This window comes from Subtercola sp. RTI3, from assembly GCF_035018625.1.
In the GTDB taxonomy this organism is placed as follows: domain Bacteria; phylum Actinomycetota; class Actinomycetes; order Actinomycetales; family Microbacteriaceae; genus Subtercola; species Subtercola vilae.
Map to the genome: position 1 here is coordinate 18,047 of NZ_JASJXO010000042.1, position 17,090 is coordinate 35,136.

At 67.1% G+C, this 17,090-nt stretch carries 16 protein-coding genes and 1 pseudogene; 11 read left to right on the plus strand and 6 right to left on the minus strand.

The window, feature by feature from the left end:
- Window positions 1-23 precede the first annotated feature (23 nt).
- The 8 genes from QN358_RS14115 (at window position 24) to QN358_RS14150 (ending at window position 7,925) form a co-directional block, all read left to right on the plus strand.
- Window positions 24-2,156, plus strand: a complete 2,133-nt coding sequence (locus tag QN358_RS14115) for an acyl-CoA dehydrogenase (RefSeq protein WP_136640541.1) — start codon at window positions 24-26, stop codon at window positions 2,154-2,156.
- Between the two features lie 160 nt (window positions 2,157-2,316).
- Window positions 2,317-3,300, plus strand: coding sequence for an ABC transporter ATP-binding protein (locus tag QN358_RS14120; protein WP_136640542.1), 984 nt, complete (start codon window positions 2,317-2,319; stop codon window positions 3,298-3,300).
- Window positions 3,297-4,124 (plus strand): ABC transporter permease, encoded by an 828-nt coding sequence (locus QN358_RS14125; protein ID WP_136640543.1) that lies wholly within the window; start codon window positions 3,297-3,299, stop codon window positions 4,122-4,124. Before QN358_RS14120 ends, QN358_RS14125 begins: the two co-directional genes overlap by 4 nt.
- A gap of 2 nt (window positions 4,125-4,126) precedes the next feature.
- Window positions 4,127-5,491: a sensor histidine kinase gene (locus QN358_RS14130; protein ID WP_323512761.1), complete on the plus strand. Its 1,365-nt coding sequence runs from the start codon at window positions 4,127-4,129 to the stop codon at window positions 5,489-5,491.
- Window positions 5,488-6,207 carry a response regulator gene (locus QN358_RS14135; protein WP_416351998.1) on the plus strand — a complete coding sequence of 240 codons (720 nt, stop codon included), beginning with the start codon at window positions 5,488-5,490 and terminating at the stop codon, window positions 6,205-6,207. Before QN358_RS14130 ends, QN358_RS14135 begins: the two co-directional genes overlap by 4 nt.
- A gap of 26 nt (window positions 6,208-6,233) precedes the next feature.
- A complete protein-coding gene (locus tag QN358_RS14140) occupies window positions 6,234-6,545 on the plus strand; it encodes an ATP-dependent DNA ligase (protein WP_136640546.1) in 312 nt (103 codons plus the stop codon).
- 3 nt (window positions 6,546-6,548) lie between these two features.
- Window positions 6,549-7,502, plus strand: a complete 954-nt coding sequence (locus QN358_RS14145; protein ID WP_323512762.1) for a bacteriorhodopsin — start codon at window positions 6,549-6,551, stop codon at window positions 7,500-7,502.
- Between the two features lie 81 nt (window positions 7,503-7,583).
- Window positions 7,584-7,925, plus strand: coding sequence for a hypothetical protein (locus QN358_RS14150; RefSeq protein WP_323512763.1), 342 nt, complete (start codon window positions 7,584-7,586; stop codon window positions 7,923-7,925).
- A 47-nt stretch (window positions 7,926-7,972) separates the two neighbouring features.
- On the opposite strand, the gene QN358_RS14155 is transcribed toward QN358_RS14150, so the two are convergent.
- Window positions 7,973-8,554, minus strand: coding sequence for a helix-turn-helix domain-containing protein (locus tag QN358_RS14155; RefSeq protein ID WP_323512764.1), 582 nt, complete (start codon window positions 8,552-8,554; stop codon window positions 7,973-7,975).
- Between the two features lie 117 nt (window positions 8,555-8,671).
- Between QN358_RS14155 and QN358_RS14160 the strand changes: the two genes are divergently transcribed.
- Complete coding sequence (locus QN358_RS14160; protein WP_323512765.1) at window positions 8,672-10,993, plus strand: alcohol dehydrogenase catalytic domain-containing protein; 2,322 nt, start codon at window positions 8,672-8,674, stop codon at window positions 10,991-10,993.
- On the opposite strand, the gene QN358_RS14165 is transcribed toward QN358_RS14160, so the two are convergent.
- Together QN358_RS14165 and QN358_RS14170 are read right to left on the minus strand one after the other, a co-directional pair.
- Window positions 10,969-12,213 (minus strand): D-alanyl-D-alanine carboxypeptidase family protein, encoded by a 1,245-nt coding sequence (locus QN358_RS14165; RefSeq protein WP_136640550.1) that lies wholly within the window; start codon window positions 12,211-12,213, stop codon window positions 10,969-10,971. The two genes, QN358_RS14160 and QN358_RS14165, sit on opposite strands and share 25 nt — an antisense overlap.
- Window positions 12,214-12,337: 124 nt before the next feature.
- Entirely contained in the window at window positions 12,338-12,493 is a 156-nt protein-coding gene (locus tag QN358_RS14170; protein ID WP_161580318.1) for a hypothetical protein, read from the minus strand.
- 108 nt (window positions 12,494-12,601) lie between these two features.
- Between QN358_RS14170 and pip the strand changes: the two genes are divergently transcribed.
- Window positions 12,602-13,576 carry a prolyl aminopeptidase gene (pip, locus tag QN358_RS14175; RefSeq protein ID WP_136640551.1) on the plus strand — a complete coding sequence of 325 codons (975 nt, stop codon included), beginning with the start codon at window positions 12,602-12,604 and terminating at the stop codon, window positions 13,574-13,576.
- Here pip and QN358_RS14180 read toward each other — a convergent pair.
- Window positions 13,551-15,086, minus strand: a complete 1,536-nt coding sequence (locus QN358_RS14180) for an MFS transporter (protein WP_323512766.1) — start codon at window positions 15,084-15,086, stop codon at window positions 13,551-13,553. The two genes, pip and QN358_RS14180, sit on opposite strands and share 26 nt — an antisense overlap.
- A gap of 103 nt (window positions 15,087-15,189) precedes the next feature.
- Here QN358_RS14180 and QN358_RS14185 point away from each other — a divergent pair, with 103 nt between their 5' ends.
- Window positions 15,190-15,789, plus strand: coding sequence for a TetR/AcrR family transcriptional regulator (locus QN358_RS14185; protein WP_136640553.1), 600 nt, complete (start codon window positions 15,190-15,192; stop codon window positions 15,787-15,789).
- A 25-nt stretch (window positions 15,790-15,814) separates the two neighbouring features.
- On the opposite strand, the gene QN358_RS14190 is transcribed toward QN358_RS14185, so the two are convergent.
- Window positions 15,815-16,843, minus strand: coding sequence for an ROK family protein (locus QN358_RS14190; RefSeq protein ID WP_136640554.1), 1,029 nt, complete (start codon window positions 16,841-16,843; stop codon window positions 15,815-15,817).
- Window positions 16,840-17,090: pseudogene (locus tag QN358_RS14195) on the minus strand (hypothetical protein); the annotation flags it as partial. The gene QN358_RS14190 and the pseudogene QN358_RS14195, both read right to left, overlap by 4 nt.

Below are 17,090 nucleotides of genomic sequence, written 5' to 3' on the forward strand. Positions count from 1 at the left end.
TCATTCGAAAGAAGAGAATCCCCATGGTCGACACCGCCGTGAAACCCGCCACCCCCGACTCCGACACGCCGGCACAGCGCGCTGTCGCTGCCGCCGCATCTGGTGAACCCACCGCGCCCGGTGCATCCAGCGCTCCTGCCGCCCCGGCCAGCGTCGACGTCGAATGGCTGGGCCGCTACCTGCTCGGCACCTGGGCCGATGCCCGGCTGCAGGCCCGCGCCACCACGGCGCGCCCGGAGTTGCAGCGCATCGAGGGCCAGACCCTCGCCGATCACCGCCAGCGCGTGTTCGAGCAGCTTCATCTGCTGGTCGAAGAAGGCTCGGTCAACCGCGCCTTTCCGAAACGCCTCGGCGGCCACGACGACCACGGCGGCAACATCGCCGGCTTCGAAGAACTCGTCATCGCCGACCCGTCGCTGCAGATCAAGTCGGGCGTGCAGTGGGGGCTGTTCGGGGCGGCCGTGCTGCACCTCGGCACCGAATACCACCATGACACGTTTCTGCCGGCCATCATGAGCCTCGAGGTTCCCGGTGCCTTCGCCATGACCGAGACCGGGCACGGTTCCGACGTGGCCGCCATCGGCACCACGGCCACCTATGACCCCGAAACCGAACAGTTCGTCATCGACACTCCTTTTCGCGGGGCGTGGAAGGACTACCTCGGCAACGCGGCCGTGCACGGTACGGCAGCGGTGCTGTTCGCCCAGCTCATCACCCAGGGCGTCAACCACGGGGTGCACGCGTTCTACGTGCCCATCCGTGATGTCGACGGCGCCTTTCTACCGGGCGTGGGCGGCGAAGACGATGGCCTCAAGGGCGGCCTGAACGGCATCGACAACGGGCGACTGCACTTCACCGACGTGCGCGTTCCGAGGCGCAACCTGCTGAACCGGTACGGCGATGTCACGCCTGCCGGGGAGTACTCGTCGCCCATCGAGAGCCCCGGGCGCCGGTTCTTCACGATGCTCGGCACACTGGTTCAGGGTCGAGTGTCGCTTGACGGGGCATCCACTGCCGCAGCGAAGATCGCGTTGACCATCGCCATCACCTATGGCAGCCAGCGCCGACAGTTCACCGCAGCGAGCGAGACCAACGAAGAGGTGCTGCTCGACTACCAGAAGCACCAGAGCCGTCTGCTGCCGCTGCTCGCCACCACGTATGCGGCGAGTTTCTCGCACGAAGTACTGCTGACCACGTTCGACGGAGTGTTCTCGGGCGCGCACGACAGCGACACCGACCGCCAAGATCTCGAGACTCTCGCTGCAGCGCTGAAGCCACTCTCGACCTGGCACGCTCTCGACACCCTGCAGGAGGCCCGTGAGGCCTGCGGCGGGGCCGGTTTTCTCGCCGAGAACCGCCTGACGAGCCTCCGCGCAGACCTCGATGTGTACGCCACCTTCGAGGGCGACAACCATGTGTTGCTGCAGCTCGTCGCGAAGCGGCTTCTGACCGACTACAGCCGCAAGTTCGCCAAAGCCGACGTGGGCGTGCTCGCCCGGTACGCCGTGACGCAGGCGGCGGGCCGTGCGGTCGACGGAGCGGGGCTTCGGCGCCTCGCCCAGAATGTCTCCGACCGCGGATCGCTCGCGCGCTCAGTGGGGCAGCTGCGTTCGAGCGCCGTTCAGCGTGCGCTGCTCACCGATCGGGTCGAGACTATGGTCGCCCAGGTGGCCGGCCGCCTTCGCCCCGCGAACAAGGCGTCGAAGAAGCGCGCCGCCGAGCTCTTCAATCAGAACCAGAACGCGATGATCGACGCGGCGCGCGCACACGCCGAGCTGCTGCAGTGGGAGGCATTCACCGACGCGCTCGGCGACATCGCAGACCCTGGCACCAAGACCGTGATGACGTGGCTGCGTGACCTGTTCGGCCTCGGCCTGATCGAGAAGCATGCTGCCTGGTACCTCATCAATGGGCGCTTGTCGCCCACCAGGGCACAGGCCGTGAGCGCGTACATCGAGCGCCTCACGAGCCGGTTGCGGCCGCACGCCCTCGACCTCGTGACGGCGTTCGGCTATGGCCCTGAGCATGTGCGGGCTCCTATCGCGTCGGGCGCCGAAGCCGAGCGGCAGAACGAAGCCCGCGACTACTACGCGGCGCAGCGTGCCAGCGGCACCGCCCCGGTCGAGGAGAAAGCGGTCAAGAAGAGCAAGCGCTGATCGGGAGGTGGTACCTGGGTACTACCCCCCGGTGATGGAGCACCAGAACGATGGCGTAAAGATGGCCCTGCAGGCCGATGCCGAGTCGGCTGAGCGTTCGTAGTGTGAGTGTTGTGCAGTTGTTCTGCTGCACACATCAGCTCAACGCAGGGAGATCACCGTGATCGAAGCTCACTCACTCACCAAGAGGTACGGCCCCAAGACGGCCGTCGACCAGGTGAGTTTCACCGTTCGTCCCGGCCTCGTCACGGGCTTTCTCGGCCCCAACGGCGCCGGCAAATCGACCACCATGCGCATGATTGTCGGCCTTGACCGGCCCACGAGCGGCAGCGTCACCGTGAACGGCAAGGTGTACAGCGACCACGCGGCTCCGCTTCACGAGGTGGGCGTGCTGCTCGACGCGAAAGCGGTACACCAGGGCCGCTCGGCGTACAGCCACCTGTTGGCACTCGGCGCGACACACGGCATCGGGGCATCCAGGGTCAAAGAGGTCATCGAGATGACCGGCCTCGACTCTGTCGCCAAGAAGCGGGTGGGCGGCTTCTCGCTCGGTATGGGACAGCGGCTCGGTATCGCCGCCGCCATGCTCGGCGATCCGTCGACGCTCATTCTCGACGAGCCGGTCAACGGCCTCGACCCCGAGGGCGTGGTGTGGGTTCGCGAGCTCGTACGTTTTCTCGCCTCGGAGGGCCGTACGGTTCTGCTCTCGTCGCACCTCATGAGCGAGATGGCGCAGACCGCCGACCGCATCATCGTTCTCGGCCGCGGCCGGGTCATCGCCGACGCACCTGTCGCCGACCTCATCAGCGGCGCCACGGTCTCGTCGGTTCGCGCCGTGAGCCCGCAGGCTGGCGAACTCGCCCGCCTGCTGAACTCACCCGATGCCACCATCACGAGTGTGGATGCCCAGACCCTCGAGATCGTCGGCCTCACCTCGGCCGTGGTCGGCGAAGCGGCGGCGCGCGCCGGCCTCACCCTGCACGAGCTCACCCCGTTGAAGGGTTCGCTCGAAGACGCCTACATGAACCTCACCGCCGATTCGGTGGAGTACCGCACGACCGCGGCCTCTGCCGGAGCGGCTTCCGGCGGCAACGCCGGTGCCCCTCTCGCCACTGACCCGTCACACTCGGAGGTCTCCCGATGACAACCACAACCCCTGCCCGGCGCAGCACCACCCAGCCGGCCTCGCCCATCCGTCTCAGCGCCGCAGGCATTCTGCGGTCGGAGTGGATCAAGCTCCGAACTCTGCGCTCCACCGTGTGGGCGTACGCCGTCATTCTGGTCATCCAGATAGCGTTCGGCCTGCTCATCGTTGCTATCTCGGTGAACGACGGCGGAATCAGCCGAGGCCCTGAGCGAGGTATCACTCTTGCGTCGCTTGCCACGTTCGGGCCGATCGCCGGGGTGGCCTTCGGGCAACTCGTGGTCTCGGTCTTGGGTGTTCTCGTCATCAGCGGTGAGTACACGACGGGCCAGATCCGTTCGAGCTTCGCCGCTGTTCCGAAGCGCCTGCCCGTGCTCTGGGCCAAGGTCGCCGTGTTCGGCGTTGTGACTTTTGTGGTGTCGCTTGTCAGCATTCTGCTGACCTACCTCGTCACGGCGCCCATTCTCTCGGGTGCCGGTGTGACATCGAATCTCTTCGAAGGCAACCTGCTGCTCACCTTTGTCGGCGCGGCCGGTTACCTTGCCCTCATCGGCATCCTCTCGATGGCCATCGGCGCCATCCTCCGCAGCACCGCCGGCGGTATCGCCGGTGCCCTGGGCCTGCTGCTGGTGGTTCCCGTGGTGTTCTCGCTGATTCCCGCCGACTGGGCGCACAGCCTCTCTGACTGGCTGCCGAGCGCCGCTGGCTCGAACATCTACCAGCCCGGTATCTTCGAGTGGTGGCAGGGTCTGTTGATCCTGCTCGGATGGATTGTGGTCGCACTGGCCACCGCCGCCACCCTGATGCGCCGGAGGGATGCCTGAGCATGACCTCCACCGAACGCCCGGCCAGCTCGACGTCACCGTCGAAGACGGCCGGGCGTTTGGCCGTCTGGGCGGCGCTGTGGCGTTCGAGTACCGAGCGAATGGATGCCCAGACCGCAGCCGCCTCGAACGACGCCCTGCGCCTGCCCCGGCCACCCGGGGTCTTTCGGCTCTTCTTCGCGCGGCACCTCTGGATTCTCGACTGGGCCGTCGTGGCCGTCTTCGCGCTGCCGGCAGCGGGCTATCTCGTTGGAGCGTTCGTCACAGGCCGTAACGATGTCGCGGCGCTGGTGGCGGCATCGGTGGCCGCTCTTGCGCTCATCGTGGTCACAGTCGCGCTCAGGTTTCGCCGGGCGCATCCGCTCGTTCTCGTGGCCGCGGTTGGTCTCAGCTTTGTCGCCATGGGTTCGACCTTCGGGGGAAGCCTGTTGCCGGCCGCGCTCTTCGGCCTCTACGGTGCCGCGGTGTACGCCTCGGTGCGCGCCGCGTGGATCTCGTTCGGTGCGCTTGCCCTCATTCTTGCGACGGTGACGCTCATCTCGACGGGGGTAGACCTCGCCGAGACCACCGGTATGTCGTTGACGTTCGGTTTTCTCATGCTCGTGTTTCTGCTCATCGGCGTGAACGTGGGCAACCGCAAGCGTTACGTCGAAGCGCTGCTCGACCGTGCCACCCAGCTGGTTCGGGAGCGCGACCAGCAGGCCCTTCTCGCCGCCGCGAACGAACGTGCCCGCATCGCCCGCGAGATGCACGACATCGTCGCGCACAGTCTGACCGTGATGGTGGCGCTCGCCGACGGGGCCGACGTGAGCGTCGAGCGCAGCCCCGAGCGCGCCCGCGACGCGATTCGTCAGGTGGCGGAGACCGGCCGTACCGCCCTGGCCGACATGCGCGTTGTACTGGGTGTGTTGGCCGAGCCTCACGGCGGGCCCGTAGCAGCTGTGGAGCCCGTGCTCACCGGCCCGCAACCCTCGCACAACGACCTCGCCGCACTAGTGAACGCGTACCGGGCGGCGGGAATGGTCATCCGGTTCTCTGTCTCCGGTGCGGTTCCGCTCGACGCGGGGCTCGAGCTGACCGTCTTCCGCATTGTGCAGGAGGCCCTCACCAACAGTCTGCGCTACGCTCCCGACCCGAAGCACGCCGCCGTGCGCATCGTCTACAGCTCCGGCGGCGTAAGTGTCGTCGTCGACGACGAGGGCCAGTCTGAGACAGGCGCACCATCGATCGGCACCGGCAAGGGTCTCATCGGCATGCGCGAACGCGCGGCGGCCTACGGCGGCACCGTGGAGGCCGGCCACACCAACGCCGGCGGCTGGCGCGTTCGGGCCACACTCTCGACACCCGATACGAAAGAGCGGTCATGATGACTTCGATACGCATTCTGCTGGTCGACGATCAGTCGCTGCTCCGCATGGGCTTTCGAATGGTGCTCGAGGCCGAGCCCGGGTTCGAGGTCGTCGGTGAAGCGGCAGATGGGGCATCCGGTGTCGTCGCAGCCCAGGCCGAGAAGCCCGATGTCATCTTGATGGATGTTCGGATGCCCGGCATGAGCGGCATCGATGCCACGGCGGCCATCGTTCGCACGGTTCCCGAGAGCAAGATCCTCATTCTGACGACGTTCGATCTGGATGAATATGCGTTCGCTGCTCTGCGCGCCGGTGCCAGCGGATTTCTGCTGAAGGACGCTCGCCCGGCGGAACTCATCACCGCCATCAGGGCCGTGGCGGCGGGCGATGCCGTGGTGTCGCCGCGTGTGACGAAACAATTGCTCGACCTGTTCGGCTCCCGGTTGCCCGCGGCACACGAGGGTGCGGCCCCCGGCGCCGCTGCAGGAGCCGTCGCCGATGCCTCGAGCGCCCTCGGGGCACGCCTCGAGCCGCTCACTGAGCGCGAGCGGGAAGTGCTCGTCGCCATTGCGGAGGGGCTGTCGAACAGCGAGATCGCAGTGCAGTTCGTGGTCTCGGAATCGACCGTCAAAACCCACGTCGGGCGTGTGCTGTTAAAGCTCGGAGTGCGCGATCGGGTGCAGGCCGTGATCGTCGCGTACGAAACGGGTTTGGTTCTGCCCAAACAGGGCTAGGGTGATCTTAACCGAGGAGCACACCGATGGGTATTTTGCTCTATGGCAGCCCCAGTATCGAAGTCAGCTTCGATGACCGTGCTCTCACCCACCTTCAGATCGTCATCACGGCGAAGCTTCGACGCCGTGAGAGTTTTGTCTTCTCGTGGGCAGACTCTGCCGATATCGGCAGTGGGCGCAGTTCTATCTGGCTCGACCCGAGCAGCACGCTCTACTACCGGTTCTACGGGAGTCGTGTTCCGTCGATCAATCGCGAATGGATCGACGTGCTGATGGACTCGGCGAACAGCGGTGGAGGTCTCTTCTTCACTCCAGAACCAGTGACGGGTCGGTCGTAGTACGTGATAACTGCTGTAGCGCCGTGGTCGGCCACCCTGACGTCGTCAGAATATCTTCTGACGCTCTACTTTTTGGCCGTTGCGGCGCTCGCGCTGTTCGCCGGCTTCGTTCGAGCGTGGCTGACCCGCGGTGAAGTGGGGTCGCGGTATCGGCCGGCCGTCGTCGCGCGCATCTGCATCACGGCGATTGCCACGGTGTCGTACATCGCGCTGGTGGTGAGCTTCGTCACCGGGTACGACAAGACGCCTGCCGGATACGTGCCGAATGACGGCGCGATCTTCGGTTTCGCTGCCCGGTATATGGACTGGTCGCTGAACGTGCCACTGCTCTCGGTAGAACTGCTGGCCGTGTGTGCGGCGGTGGGCGCTGTTGCACGTCAGGCGCGGCTCGTGGCGGCCGCCAGCGCGTTTCTGATGATCTTCACGGGCTTTCTCGGCGCCTTCATCATCGGCGGCGGAACAGACACGGCCCAGCTCATTGTCTGGGGCGCCGTGAGCTGCGTGTTCTGGTTCGTCACCATCGTGGTTCTCGTTCGGGGAGTTCTCGCCTCCCGCGAGGGGCTCACGCCGGACGCAAACCGGCTTCTGCGGCGGGCGGCGACCCTGTTGCTATCGGGGTGGGTGGTGTACCCCGTGGTATACCTCATCCAGATCTTCGGCGACGGTGGCGGTTGGGCGGCGACCATGCAGATCGCGCTCTGCGTGGCCGACGTCACGATCAAGATCGGGTTCGGCACGCTGATCCACCGGGTGGCGAAGCTGCGCACGGCTGAAGATGTACGGGCAGGTGACGACGTGCATCCGGAGTCGATCTGGATCTCGTCGGTCAAGCAGTCTGATGCAGGAGTGCCGCGGGAGGTCTACCTGGCTGCCGGGGCGTCGATTCACGAGCGACGGGTGAGGCCGCCGACCGGTTCGGCCGTGGCCTCGCCACTGCCCGACGAACGAGAAAACTGAAGAATACACCCGTTCGGCTCTGATCTTGCTCTGTCTGTCGACCCCCTTGAATCGTCGGGCAAACGTGGCAATGGTTGATGCATGAGACGTATTTCATACAGCGGCGGGTCTTTTCTCACCACAGACGGCGTTGCCGACGCCTTGCTGCACTTCGTGGCCGCCCTCGGGTCGAGTCACCGGGCCGAGGCCGTCGACATACCGATCGTGCGCGACGACGGGCAGACCGACACTGTTCAGCTGGTGATCGGGCCCGCGAGCGAGCTCGTGAGCGCGTCGGAGTCGACGACAATGCCCGACCCCGACTCGGCGGAGGCCGAAGCCCGGCTGCACCGGCTCACGGAGGCGCTCGTCGGACCGAAGCCAGTGCCTTCGTCGCAAGCCGACGCCACCGCGCACGGCTACGACTTCGACGTCGAGCTCTGACCCACGGCCGGCGCTCGACTGAGGCGTCGCTGTGCGAGACCCTGTAGTCAGCTGTTCCAGCTGGCGTCGACCATGATGCCGCGCAGTGCCGCCAGGGTCTCGTGCAGCAGCTCGGGCAGCGGCACTGCCCCATTCTGATCGAGCCAGCGACCGATCGACACGCTGAAGACCGTCACCGTGAGGTGCGCGGTGAGGGTGGCCTCGAGTTCGTCTACACCTCGCGCCACGAAGCTCTGGGCGATGGCGCTGGCAAGTGCCGACTGCTTGTGCAGTTCCCGCTCGCGAAGGCCCTCGTCGGATTCGATCACGGCCTTTCTCGCCACGACGTAGTCGACCCCGCTGGAGAACTGGGCCGCGGCCACTGCCTCGAGTCCGCCCGAGATGATCTGCATGGGGGTCAGTTCGGCGGGGGCCGCTGCGATCATTTGAGCGGCGAGGGCGGGTACGTCGATTTCATTTGCGAAGAGAACTTCTTTTTTGTCAGCGAAGTGGCGAAAGAACGTACGGGTGGTGAGCCCAGCGCGCGCGGTGATCTGGGGAACTGTGGTCTCGCCGAAGCCCTGATCGGCGAACAGCTCTAACGCGGCACGCTCGAGGCGCTCACGCGCGTCGGGCTGCCATCTGCTCATGCGTCCATTCTAGTGACGCGTGATGACATCGAGTGTCGTCATGTGTAGAGTGATGGCACGCCATGTCATCAATGCGGGCGTGGATGCACAACCGACGAGCTGGCGAAAGAAGATCGAATGACGAAGCAGGTATGGATCCTCGGGGCAACCGGGCGCAGCGGCCGCGAGGTTGCTGCACGACTGGTGGGCGAAGGTATCGATGTGGTGTTGGCAGGGCGGTCGCGCGAGCGTCTTGCGGCACTGTCTGCTGAGCTCGGTGGTGGGCACCGACTGGTGGTGGGCACGCTCGACGAGAACCTCGCCGAACTCGCTGAGGCCGGTCGGAGCGCCGGGGCCGGTCGGAGTGCCGGGCAGGCGGTGCGAGATGAGGGCCCGGGGGTCGTCGTGAACACGGTGGGTCCGTTTGCGACCACCAGCCTGATGGTTGCCCGGGCATGCCCTCCCGGAACCCACTACGTCGACCTCGCCAATGAGTTCTCGGCCGTCGAGGGCATTCTTCAGCTCGACGAGCAAGCGACCGCGGCCGGCCAGGTGTTCGTCACGGGAGCTGGGTTCGGCGTTCTCGGCACCGAGAGTGTGCTGCTGCGGGTGTGCGCCGGCCTGCCGCGTCCGGCGAGCGTCCGTGTCGACGCGCTGCCGGCCCTCGCCATGGAGAGCGGCCTGCTCGGCTCGGCGTTGGCCGGGAGCATCATCGAGGTGCTCGAATTCGGAGGCCGCGAGGTGCGGGGCGGCCGTCTCGTGCGGTCGGCGACGGGGGCGCATCCGCTCACGGTTGTGACGCCCGACGGCGATGCAGTGCACACGGGCGGCGGCGCGAGCGGTGAGCTGCTCGCGGCGTGGCGAGCGAGTGGCGCTGACGAGGTGGTGGCCGCCTCGATGGCCGCGCCGTCGGGTGTGCTGCTGAGGCGCGTGGTTCTGCCGGTGCTGGGGGCGGTCATCCGGATGCCCGGGGCGAGCCGCTTCGTTGGCAACCGCGTTGCGCGCATCAGGTTCACGGCCGCGCCGATGAAGCGGTCGTCGACGTGGGCGCACGCCCGGGTGGAGTGGGCATCGGGCGAGGTGCGAGAGGGGTGGCTGCAGGCCGGCGACGCCAGCACCTTCACTGCAGACGTGATGGCCGAGGTGGCGCGGCGCCTGCTGAACGGCGAGGGCCGGCCGGGCGCGTACACCCCGGGTGCGCTGTTCGGGGCTGAACTCGCGGAGGCGGTGGGGGCGACCCTGAGCACCGCGGTCACCGTTGCCGCTACGGCAGGCACTGCAACTGCAGGCATAGCGATTGCAGGCACCGAGACGGCAGGCGCTGCCAACGCCGCGGCCTGGCTCGACGCGCCGTTCGGCCAGATGATCGTGCGCCCGGCCTCGTACACGGCTCCGGGCCCGGGCGAGATCGTGATTCGCAACCGTGCCGTTGCGGTGAACCCGCTCGATGTCATCAAGCAGACCACTGGCAACCTCATGTTCCGCTGGCTGCCCTACCCGTCGGTACTCGGCGAAGACGTGGCGGGAGACGTGGTGGAGGTGGGCCCGTTCGTCACCCGCTTCAGCGTGGGCGATCGTGTGCTGGCATACGCGCTCGGCATGGAGAAGGGGCGAAAGCACGCGGCAGAGGGCGGTTTTCAGGAGTACACGGTGGTGCGGGCGATGCTGGCCGCACCGATTCCCGAGGGCATGACGTACGAGGAGGCAGCCGTGCTTCCGCTCGGGGTGTCGACGGCGGCGTCGGCGCTGTTCCAGAAGGATCAGCTGGGGCTGCGGCATCCGACCGCGCCGCGGCAGGGCGGTGAGACCGTCGTGGTGTGGGGTGGGTCGACGAGTGTCGGCAGCAACGCGATTCAGCTGGCCGTCGCGGCGGGCTACACCGTGGTGGCGACGGCGTCGCCACAGAACCACGAGCGGCTCCGCGAACTCGGAGCGAACCGGGTCTTCGACTATGCAAGCCCGACGGTGGTGCGCGATGCGGTCGGGGCAGTGCGAGGCACCACGGTGGCCGGCGTGTTCGCGGTGGGCACCGGCTCGGCCGAGCCGAGCGTGCAGATCGCGATCGGCAGTGGATGCAAACGGGTGGCACTGGCGAGCCCATCGGTATCGTTCGGCGCGCTGCCGCCCCGCACGGGAGTTTCGCTTGCGCTGGTTCGGCTCGGCGCGCGGATGGTCGGCGGTACTGCCCTGTTGCAGGCGCGGGCGCGTTCGCGGGGCATCCGGGTGCGATTCGTGTGGGGCAGTTCGCTGATGAACAACGAGGTGGGGCCCATGCTCTGGCAGCGGTTTCTGCCCGCCGCGCTCGCCGAGGGGCGGTTTGTGCCGGCACCTGCGCCGCGGGTCGTGGGTTCGGGGCTCGGTCAGGTGCAGGTTGCCCTCGAGCGGCTGCGAGGCGGCGTCTCGGCGACGAAGCTCGTGGTCTCGCTGCCGGCTCGTCAGCCGAGCAGCTCGCCCGGGTGAGCGAGTCGCCAGGCACCGTCGGGGCCGGGAAGAGCGGCACCGAGCGCCAGCGGAACGGTGACGACGGTACTCTCGACCGGCCCGGCGACGGTGTACGTGAGCGTACCGGCGGGAGTTGCGGCGGCGGGGTCAGTTTCGCTGAGTGGGGTCACGGCGCTGCGCACCGACACGGCCGAGTTCGACCAGACGACCGTGCTGGCGCTCTCGCTCGCCACGATGGGCGCGGTGCTGCCCCAGACCGTTGAGTAACTGCCCACCACCTCTCCGGCAGTGGCCAGCTGCACCACGGTGAAGCCCTTCTTGGCCGTGTCGAGCAGTGCGGTGACGGATGCCCGGGCATCCGCCGAGCTGGCCGCACCGAGCACCACGCCGACGACGCTCAGGGTTGTGCCACCCACCGTGAAGTCGGCGGAGAACAGCAGGCACGAGCCGGCTTCGTCGGTGGTGCCGGTCTTCATTCCGTCGATGCCGTCGGAGCCGAGCAGAGTGTTGGTGTTGGTGAGTGGCGAGAGCCCGGGCACGGTCTCGTTCGCGGTCGAGACGATGGCCTTCAGTACGGGATTCGCCTCGGCGAGCGATGCAAGGGTGAGCAGATCGGTGGTGGTGCTGCGGCTGGCCGGGTTCAGGCCGCTCGAATCGACGACGGTGGTGCCGCTGAGGTTGTGTGCCGCGATGAACGCGCGAGCGGCGGTGAGGTAGTTGTCGAGCGATCCGAAGGCCCAGATGGCGATGGTCTCGCTGTAGTTGTTCGCTGATTCGAGCAGCATGATGTCAAGGATCTGCCGTTCGGTGAGCACCTGCCCCACATTGACGAGCACATATGAGCCGCCTTCGGCCTGGGTCTGGCCGAGAATGGCGAGGTCGGCTTCGGTCAGCGTGATGTTCGGGCCGTTGTCGGTCAGTGTGAGCGGCTTCGCCTCGAGCACGACCAACGTGGTCAGAATCTTTGTGACGCTGGCGATGGGTACGGGCGTCGTGCTGCCGCTCGAGGCGAGAATGGTGCTCGAGCCGGTGAGGGCGATGGCGCTCGAGCCTGCCGCTGGTGTGCTCACGACCGCCTCTGCGGCGGGGGCGACGGCCGGAACAGCGAGGGTCGCGGAGGCGGCGGGCGCGGCGGCCGTGAGCACGACAGGAACGTAGATGCCCCCCGCGATGACGACAAGCGCGACGACAAGCACGACCGAGCGCCGTGTCAGGAGGGTTCGGCGGGAGACGGGCACCCGACCATCCTACAAATCACTGCGCTCGACGAAGCTGAGTGGAGTGGGGGCCGGTTCGGTGGGGCCAGTGCAGAGCGAGTCAGTGCCGGGCGGGTCAGTACCGCGCGGGTTGGTGTCGCGCGCGTCAGTGCCGCGCGAACAGCAGGAGCAGCAGCCCAGCGGCGCCGATGACCACGAACAGGGCGATTGTGATGGCCTGGGGCCAGTAACCTTCGCGGTCGGGCGCAGAGACAGCCAGTGGCCCGGTTTCGGGCTGGGTATGGGATTCGGTCTCGGTCACGTCAGTCAACTTCCGCAGAGGGTGCTGGGTCTCTGCTTCTGACAGTAGGGGTGGGCGTCGACCGTCGCAGTCCTCTTATAGGGGGACTTCTGCCCGTAGGCTCGACGCATGCGAACCGCTTACCCCGAGATCGACCCCTATGAGATCGGCTTTCTGCCTGTGGGCGACGGCCACGAGCTGTACTGGGAGGCCTCGGGCAACCCCCACGGTAAACCGGTGGTTTTTCTGCATGGCGGGCCGGGGGCCGGCAGCAGCCCAGCGCATCGGCGACTCTTCGACCCGGCGCTCTACCGCATCATTCTGTTCGACCAGCGCGGCTGCGGGCTGAGCCTGCCGCACGCGAGCACGTCGCCCGAGCACCTCGCCACGAACACGACCTGGCACCTCGTCGCCGACATCGAGACCCTGCGCGAGCATCTCGGTATCGAGCGCTGGCAAGTGTTCGGCGGCTCGTGGGGCAGCACGCTCGGCCTCGCCTACGCCCAGACACACCCCGAACGGGTCAGCGAACTGGTGCTGCGGGGCATCTTCACGCTGCGAAAGGTCGAGCTCGACTGGTTCTACGAAGGCGCGGCGAGGCTCATTCTGCCCGATCTGTGGCAGAAATTTCTCGAACCGGTTCTTGCCAGTGACGAGACTCTGGATGACCGGGGGCACTTCATTCGCGCGTACCATCGGCTGCTGACGAACCCCGACCCGGGCATCCACGGGCCGGCTGCGGTGGCGTGGTCGGCGTGGGAGTCGCAGGCGATCACGCTGCTGCCCCGGCCGGATCTGCTCGAGAACTACTCAGAGCCCGGGTACGCGCTGGCCTTCGCTCGCATCGAGAATCACTACTTTCTGAACGGCGGATGGCTCGAAGAGGGCCAGCTGATCGCCGGCGCCTCGGCGCTCAAGGGCATCCCAGGCGCCATCATTCAGGGGCGGTACGACCTCTGCACGCCCGCGCTCACCGCCTGGGATCTGCACCAAGCGTGGCCGGAGGCCGAGTTCACCATGGTGCCCGATGCCGGGCACGCGTTCGACGAGCCCGGCATTCTCGATGCGCTGCTCGACGCTACCGACCGGTTCGCGCGGCCGTAGCGGGGGTGGGCGTTGCGGGCACGGTCGCTGTCGCTGTCGCTGTCGCTGTCGCTGTCGCTGTCGCTCGAGCGCCCGGCCCGGGCGTCGGCAGCGTGGACACCCGCCCCGACGGGAGCAACAGCGCGAGCACCGTCGACAGCGCCAGTGCGCCAGCGCCGACGAGTACGGCGGGAATCGCGGCATCCACGTACCCCGTCGGCGTCAACTGACCGCCGTGACCGGTGAACACCGCGGTGAGCACCGCGATGCCGAGAGCGACGCCGATCTCTCTGAGGGTGCTGTTCGTACCCGATGCTTTCGCCTGGTCGGTCGGCGCCATGTTCGCGAGCACGGCCGACGATGAGGGGGCGAACACCAGCCCCATGCCGATTCCGGCGAGCAAAAACGGGCCGATCATCGAGCTGTATGAGGCATCGGCTTTCAGAATGAGCGCGAGCCAGAAGATGCCGGCGGTCTGAAACGCGAGGCCGGCGACGATGAGCGCGCGGGTGCCGACCCGGGGTGTGATGAGGCCGGTCAGGGGGGCGACGATGAGGGGCGCGAGGGTCCACGGCATGGTCATGACGCCGGCCTCGAGCGGGGAGTGCCCCTGAACGATCTGCAGAAACTGGATGAGAATGAAGATCGAGCCGAAGATGCCGAAACTGAACGCGATACCGATGAGGTTGGCGACGCTGAAGCTGCGGTCACGAAAGAGCCGCAGTGGGAGGAGCGGCGCGGCACTCTTCGACTCCCACGCCACGAACGACACCAGCAGAACGGCACCGAGAATGAGGGAGCCGAGCACCTCGAAACTGCCCCAGCCCGCGTCGTTGCCGCGTACGATGCCGTAGACCACGGCGAGAATGCCGACGCCCACCAGGAGAAGGCCCACCACGTCGGCCCGCAGTTTTGCGCCGAAGGTGTTGGGCAGGGCCAGCAGAGCGAGTGGCACTGACACGATGCCTACGGGCACGTTCAGCCAGAAGATCGCCTGCCAGTCGAAGCCTTCGATGACCGCGCCGCCGATGAGGGGCCCGAGGGCCACGCCGAGGCCCGAGACGCCGCCCCAGATTCCGATGGCGAGGGGTCGGAGCCGAGTACTGACTGACCCGACCAGCAGGGTGAGCGAGAGCGGCATGAGGGCAGCCGCCCCGACGCCCTGGAAGGCGCGGCCGACGATGAGCATCCACGACTCGGTGCTGAGCGCAGAGAATGCCGACGCCACGGTGAACAGTGCGATGCCGAACACGAACACGCTGCGCCGGCCGAGCCGGTCACCCACCGCGACGGCCATCAGCATGAAGGTGGCGAACGAGAGCGTGTACGCGTTGACGAACCACTGCAGCTCGCCGATGGAGGCGTTCAGATCGACCCGGATGACCGGCAGTGCACTGGTCATGATGAGGTTGTCGAGCGTGGCCATGAACATGGGCAGCGATGCCGCCACGATGGCAAGCCAAATGGGAATGCGCCGCCGCGCTGCAGTGGGCGAACCCGCTGCGGTGGCAGCAGGCGTGGTGGCAGACATGCCGTCTCGTTTCGTTCGAAGGGGTTGTGCAGTGAGAACCGCCGACCCGCTAAGGCATCATACGATTACCTAAACAGTAGTTATCGGCTGATACCATGTCAAGGTGACGCAGACAGACGACCACCCGGCGACGCGAATGCGTGCCGCAGAACGGCGAGAACTTGTGCTCGACGCTGCCATGCAGGTGTTCGGAGACTATGGATACGTGGGCTCGACCACCGCGCAGGTGGCGCGCGCGGCAGGCGTGAGTCAACCGTACGTCGTGCGCATGTTCGGTACGAAAGAACAATTGTTCCTCGACGTCATCACTCGCGCACTCGAGCGTCTGCTCACGTCGTTTCGGCAGGCGGTCGCCGACACGGCGTCGGCCGAACCCCTCACTCAGCGGCTCGGTTCTGCCTACGTGAACCAGCTGCGCGACCGCGGGCTGCTGCTCTCGCTGATGCACGCCTTCGTGCTGGGCAAAGACCCGGTCATCGGCCCGGCCGGCCGCGGCGGGTTCATGCAGGTGTACCGGTTTCTCCGCGACGAGGCCGGTTTCGGCGCTGCGGAGGCGCAGGGGTTCCTGGCCGAAGGCATGCTGATCAACACGATGATCGGGCTGCGCATGACCGACGAATTCGACGGCGACCCCGAGGTGCGCGAACTGCTCGAGTGCGCGTTTCCGACCAAAATCGACCTCGTGCGGAGCCTCGCGCAGTAGCGCAGTAGCGCAGTAGCGCAGCCGCTCAGCCGCTCGTCGAGTCGGCAGAGTTTGCGCCTGCTGAGGCCTCGCACCCGCAAACATCGCCGAGTCGATGGGGTGGGGTGGGGCTGGTTGCCGGGTCGATGCCCACGAGGGCGGCGCCGACAGCCGCGGCGGGGAAGCCTTCGGGCAGCAGCTCGACACGGCGCCCGAGGTCGAGCGAGGCGATGAACGGCGAGGCCAGCGCCCACCCGGCGAGCACGCCGTGCACCGCGTCGAGCAGTGGGGTGCCGAGGTTGCTGAGTCCGCCGCCGATGACCACGACATCGACGTCGACCGTGAGCACCAGCACGCGCACGGCCGAGGCGATGCCTTCGATGAAGCGCTGGCGAACATCCACCGCGTAGAGATCACCAGCGTCAGCGGCCGCGAACAGTGACTGCGCGGGTCGCTGGTCGTCGGTCGACCACTGGCGCGCGATAGCCGAGCCCGATGCCACCGTTTCGAGGCAGCCGCGCTGGCCGCACGGGCAGAGCGCCCCCGCTGGATCGATGGGAATGTGACCGATCTCGCCAGCCGCCCCCCACGACCCCCGCCAGAGCTCGCCCCCCAGAACGAGGCCCGCGGCAAGCCCGGTACCGAGGTTGAGGTATGCCATTGTGTGCGCCGCGGCGTGGGCGGGGGTGTGCTCGAGCAGGGAGTACGCTCCGAGGGCGGCTGCCTTCACATCGTTTTCGACTCGCACCCGCACGCCGAGGCGGCGTTCGAGGGCGTCGCCCAGGTCGAGCTCGTCGAGGCCCAGATTGACGGCGTGCGAGACGTGCCCGGTGGCGCTGTCGACCGTGCCGGGAATGCCGATGCCGATCGACGCGATGCTACTGGTGGAGTCGTCGCTCGCCGTGCCTGCGACGCCGGGCAGGGCAAGCAGCTGCGTCACGGCCGCCACCGCTGTGTTGACAACTTCTGCCGCACCGAAGCCGGTGGCCAGCCGCAGCCGGTCCACGATGACGCCACCATCGTCGATGGCCACCGCGTCGGTCTTCGTGCCGCCGATGTCGATGCCGATTCTCATACCGCATCCCCGAGCAGAGCCCGAAGGGCGCCACCCACGGCGGCCGATGCGCCGAACGTGGCGATGTCGGCGAACTGTCGGTCGAGCGACGGCCATCCCATGTCGACGACAACGACGGTTCCGGATGCCCGCAACATGCCAATCGTCTCGACCACCCACGGCGTGAGATGGTTCGCCTTGCCCACCACGAGTAACCGCACGCCAGTGCCAGTGCCCCCGGCTGTGTCTCTGTCTCTTATACACATCT

Coding starts and splice junctions, on each gene's coding strand:
- QN358_RS14115 (WP_136640541.1), top strand. CDS start 24: ATGGTCGACACCGCCGTGAAACCCGCCACCCCCGACTCCGACACGCCG.
- QN358_RS14125 (WP_136640543.1), top strand. CDS start 3,297: ATGACAACCACAACCCCTGCCCGGCGCAGCACCACCCAGCCGGCCTCG.
- QN358_RS14130 (WP_323512761.1), top strand. CDS start 4,127: ATGACCTCCACCGAACGCCCGGCCAGCTCGACGTCACCGTCGAAGACG.
- QN358_RS14135 (WP_416351998.1), top strand. CDS start 5,488: ATGATGACTTCGATACGCATTCTGCTGGTCGACGATCAGTCGCTGCTC.
- QN358_RS14140 (WP_136640546.1), top strand. CDS start 6,234: ATGGGTATTTTGCTCTATGGCAGCCCCAGTATCGAAGTCAGCTTCGAT.
- QN358_RS14150 (WP_323512763.1), top strand. CDS start 7,584: ATGAGACGTATTTCATACAGCGGCGGGTCTTTTCTCACCACAGACGGC.
- QN358_RS14155 (WP_323512764.1), bottom strand. CDS start 8,554: ATGAGCAGATGGCAGCCCGACGCGCGTGAGCGCCTCGAGCGTGCCGCG.
- QN358_RS14160 (WP_323512765.1), top strand. CDS start 8,672: ATGACGAAGCAGGTATGGATCCTCGGGGCAACCGGGCGCAGCGGCCGC.
- pip (WP_136640551.1), top strand. CDS start 12,602: ATGCGAACCGCTTACCCCGAGATCGACCCCTATGAGATCGGCTTTCTG.
- QN358_RS14180 (WP_323512766.1), bottom strand. CDS start 15,086: ATGTCTGCCACCACGCCTGCTGCCACCGCAGCGGGTTCGCCCACTGCA.
- QN358_RS14190 (WP_136640554.1), bottom strand. CDS start 16,843: ATGAGAATCGGCATCGACATCGGCGGCACGAAGACCGACGCGGTGGCC.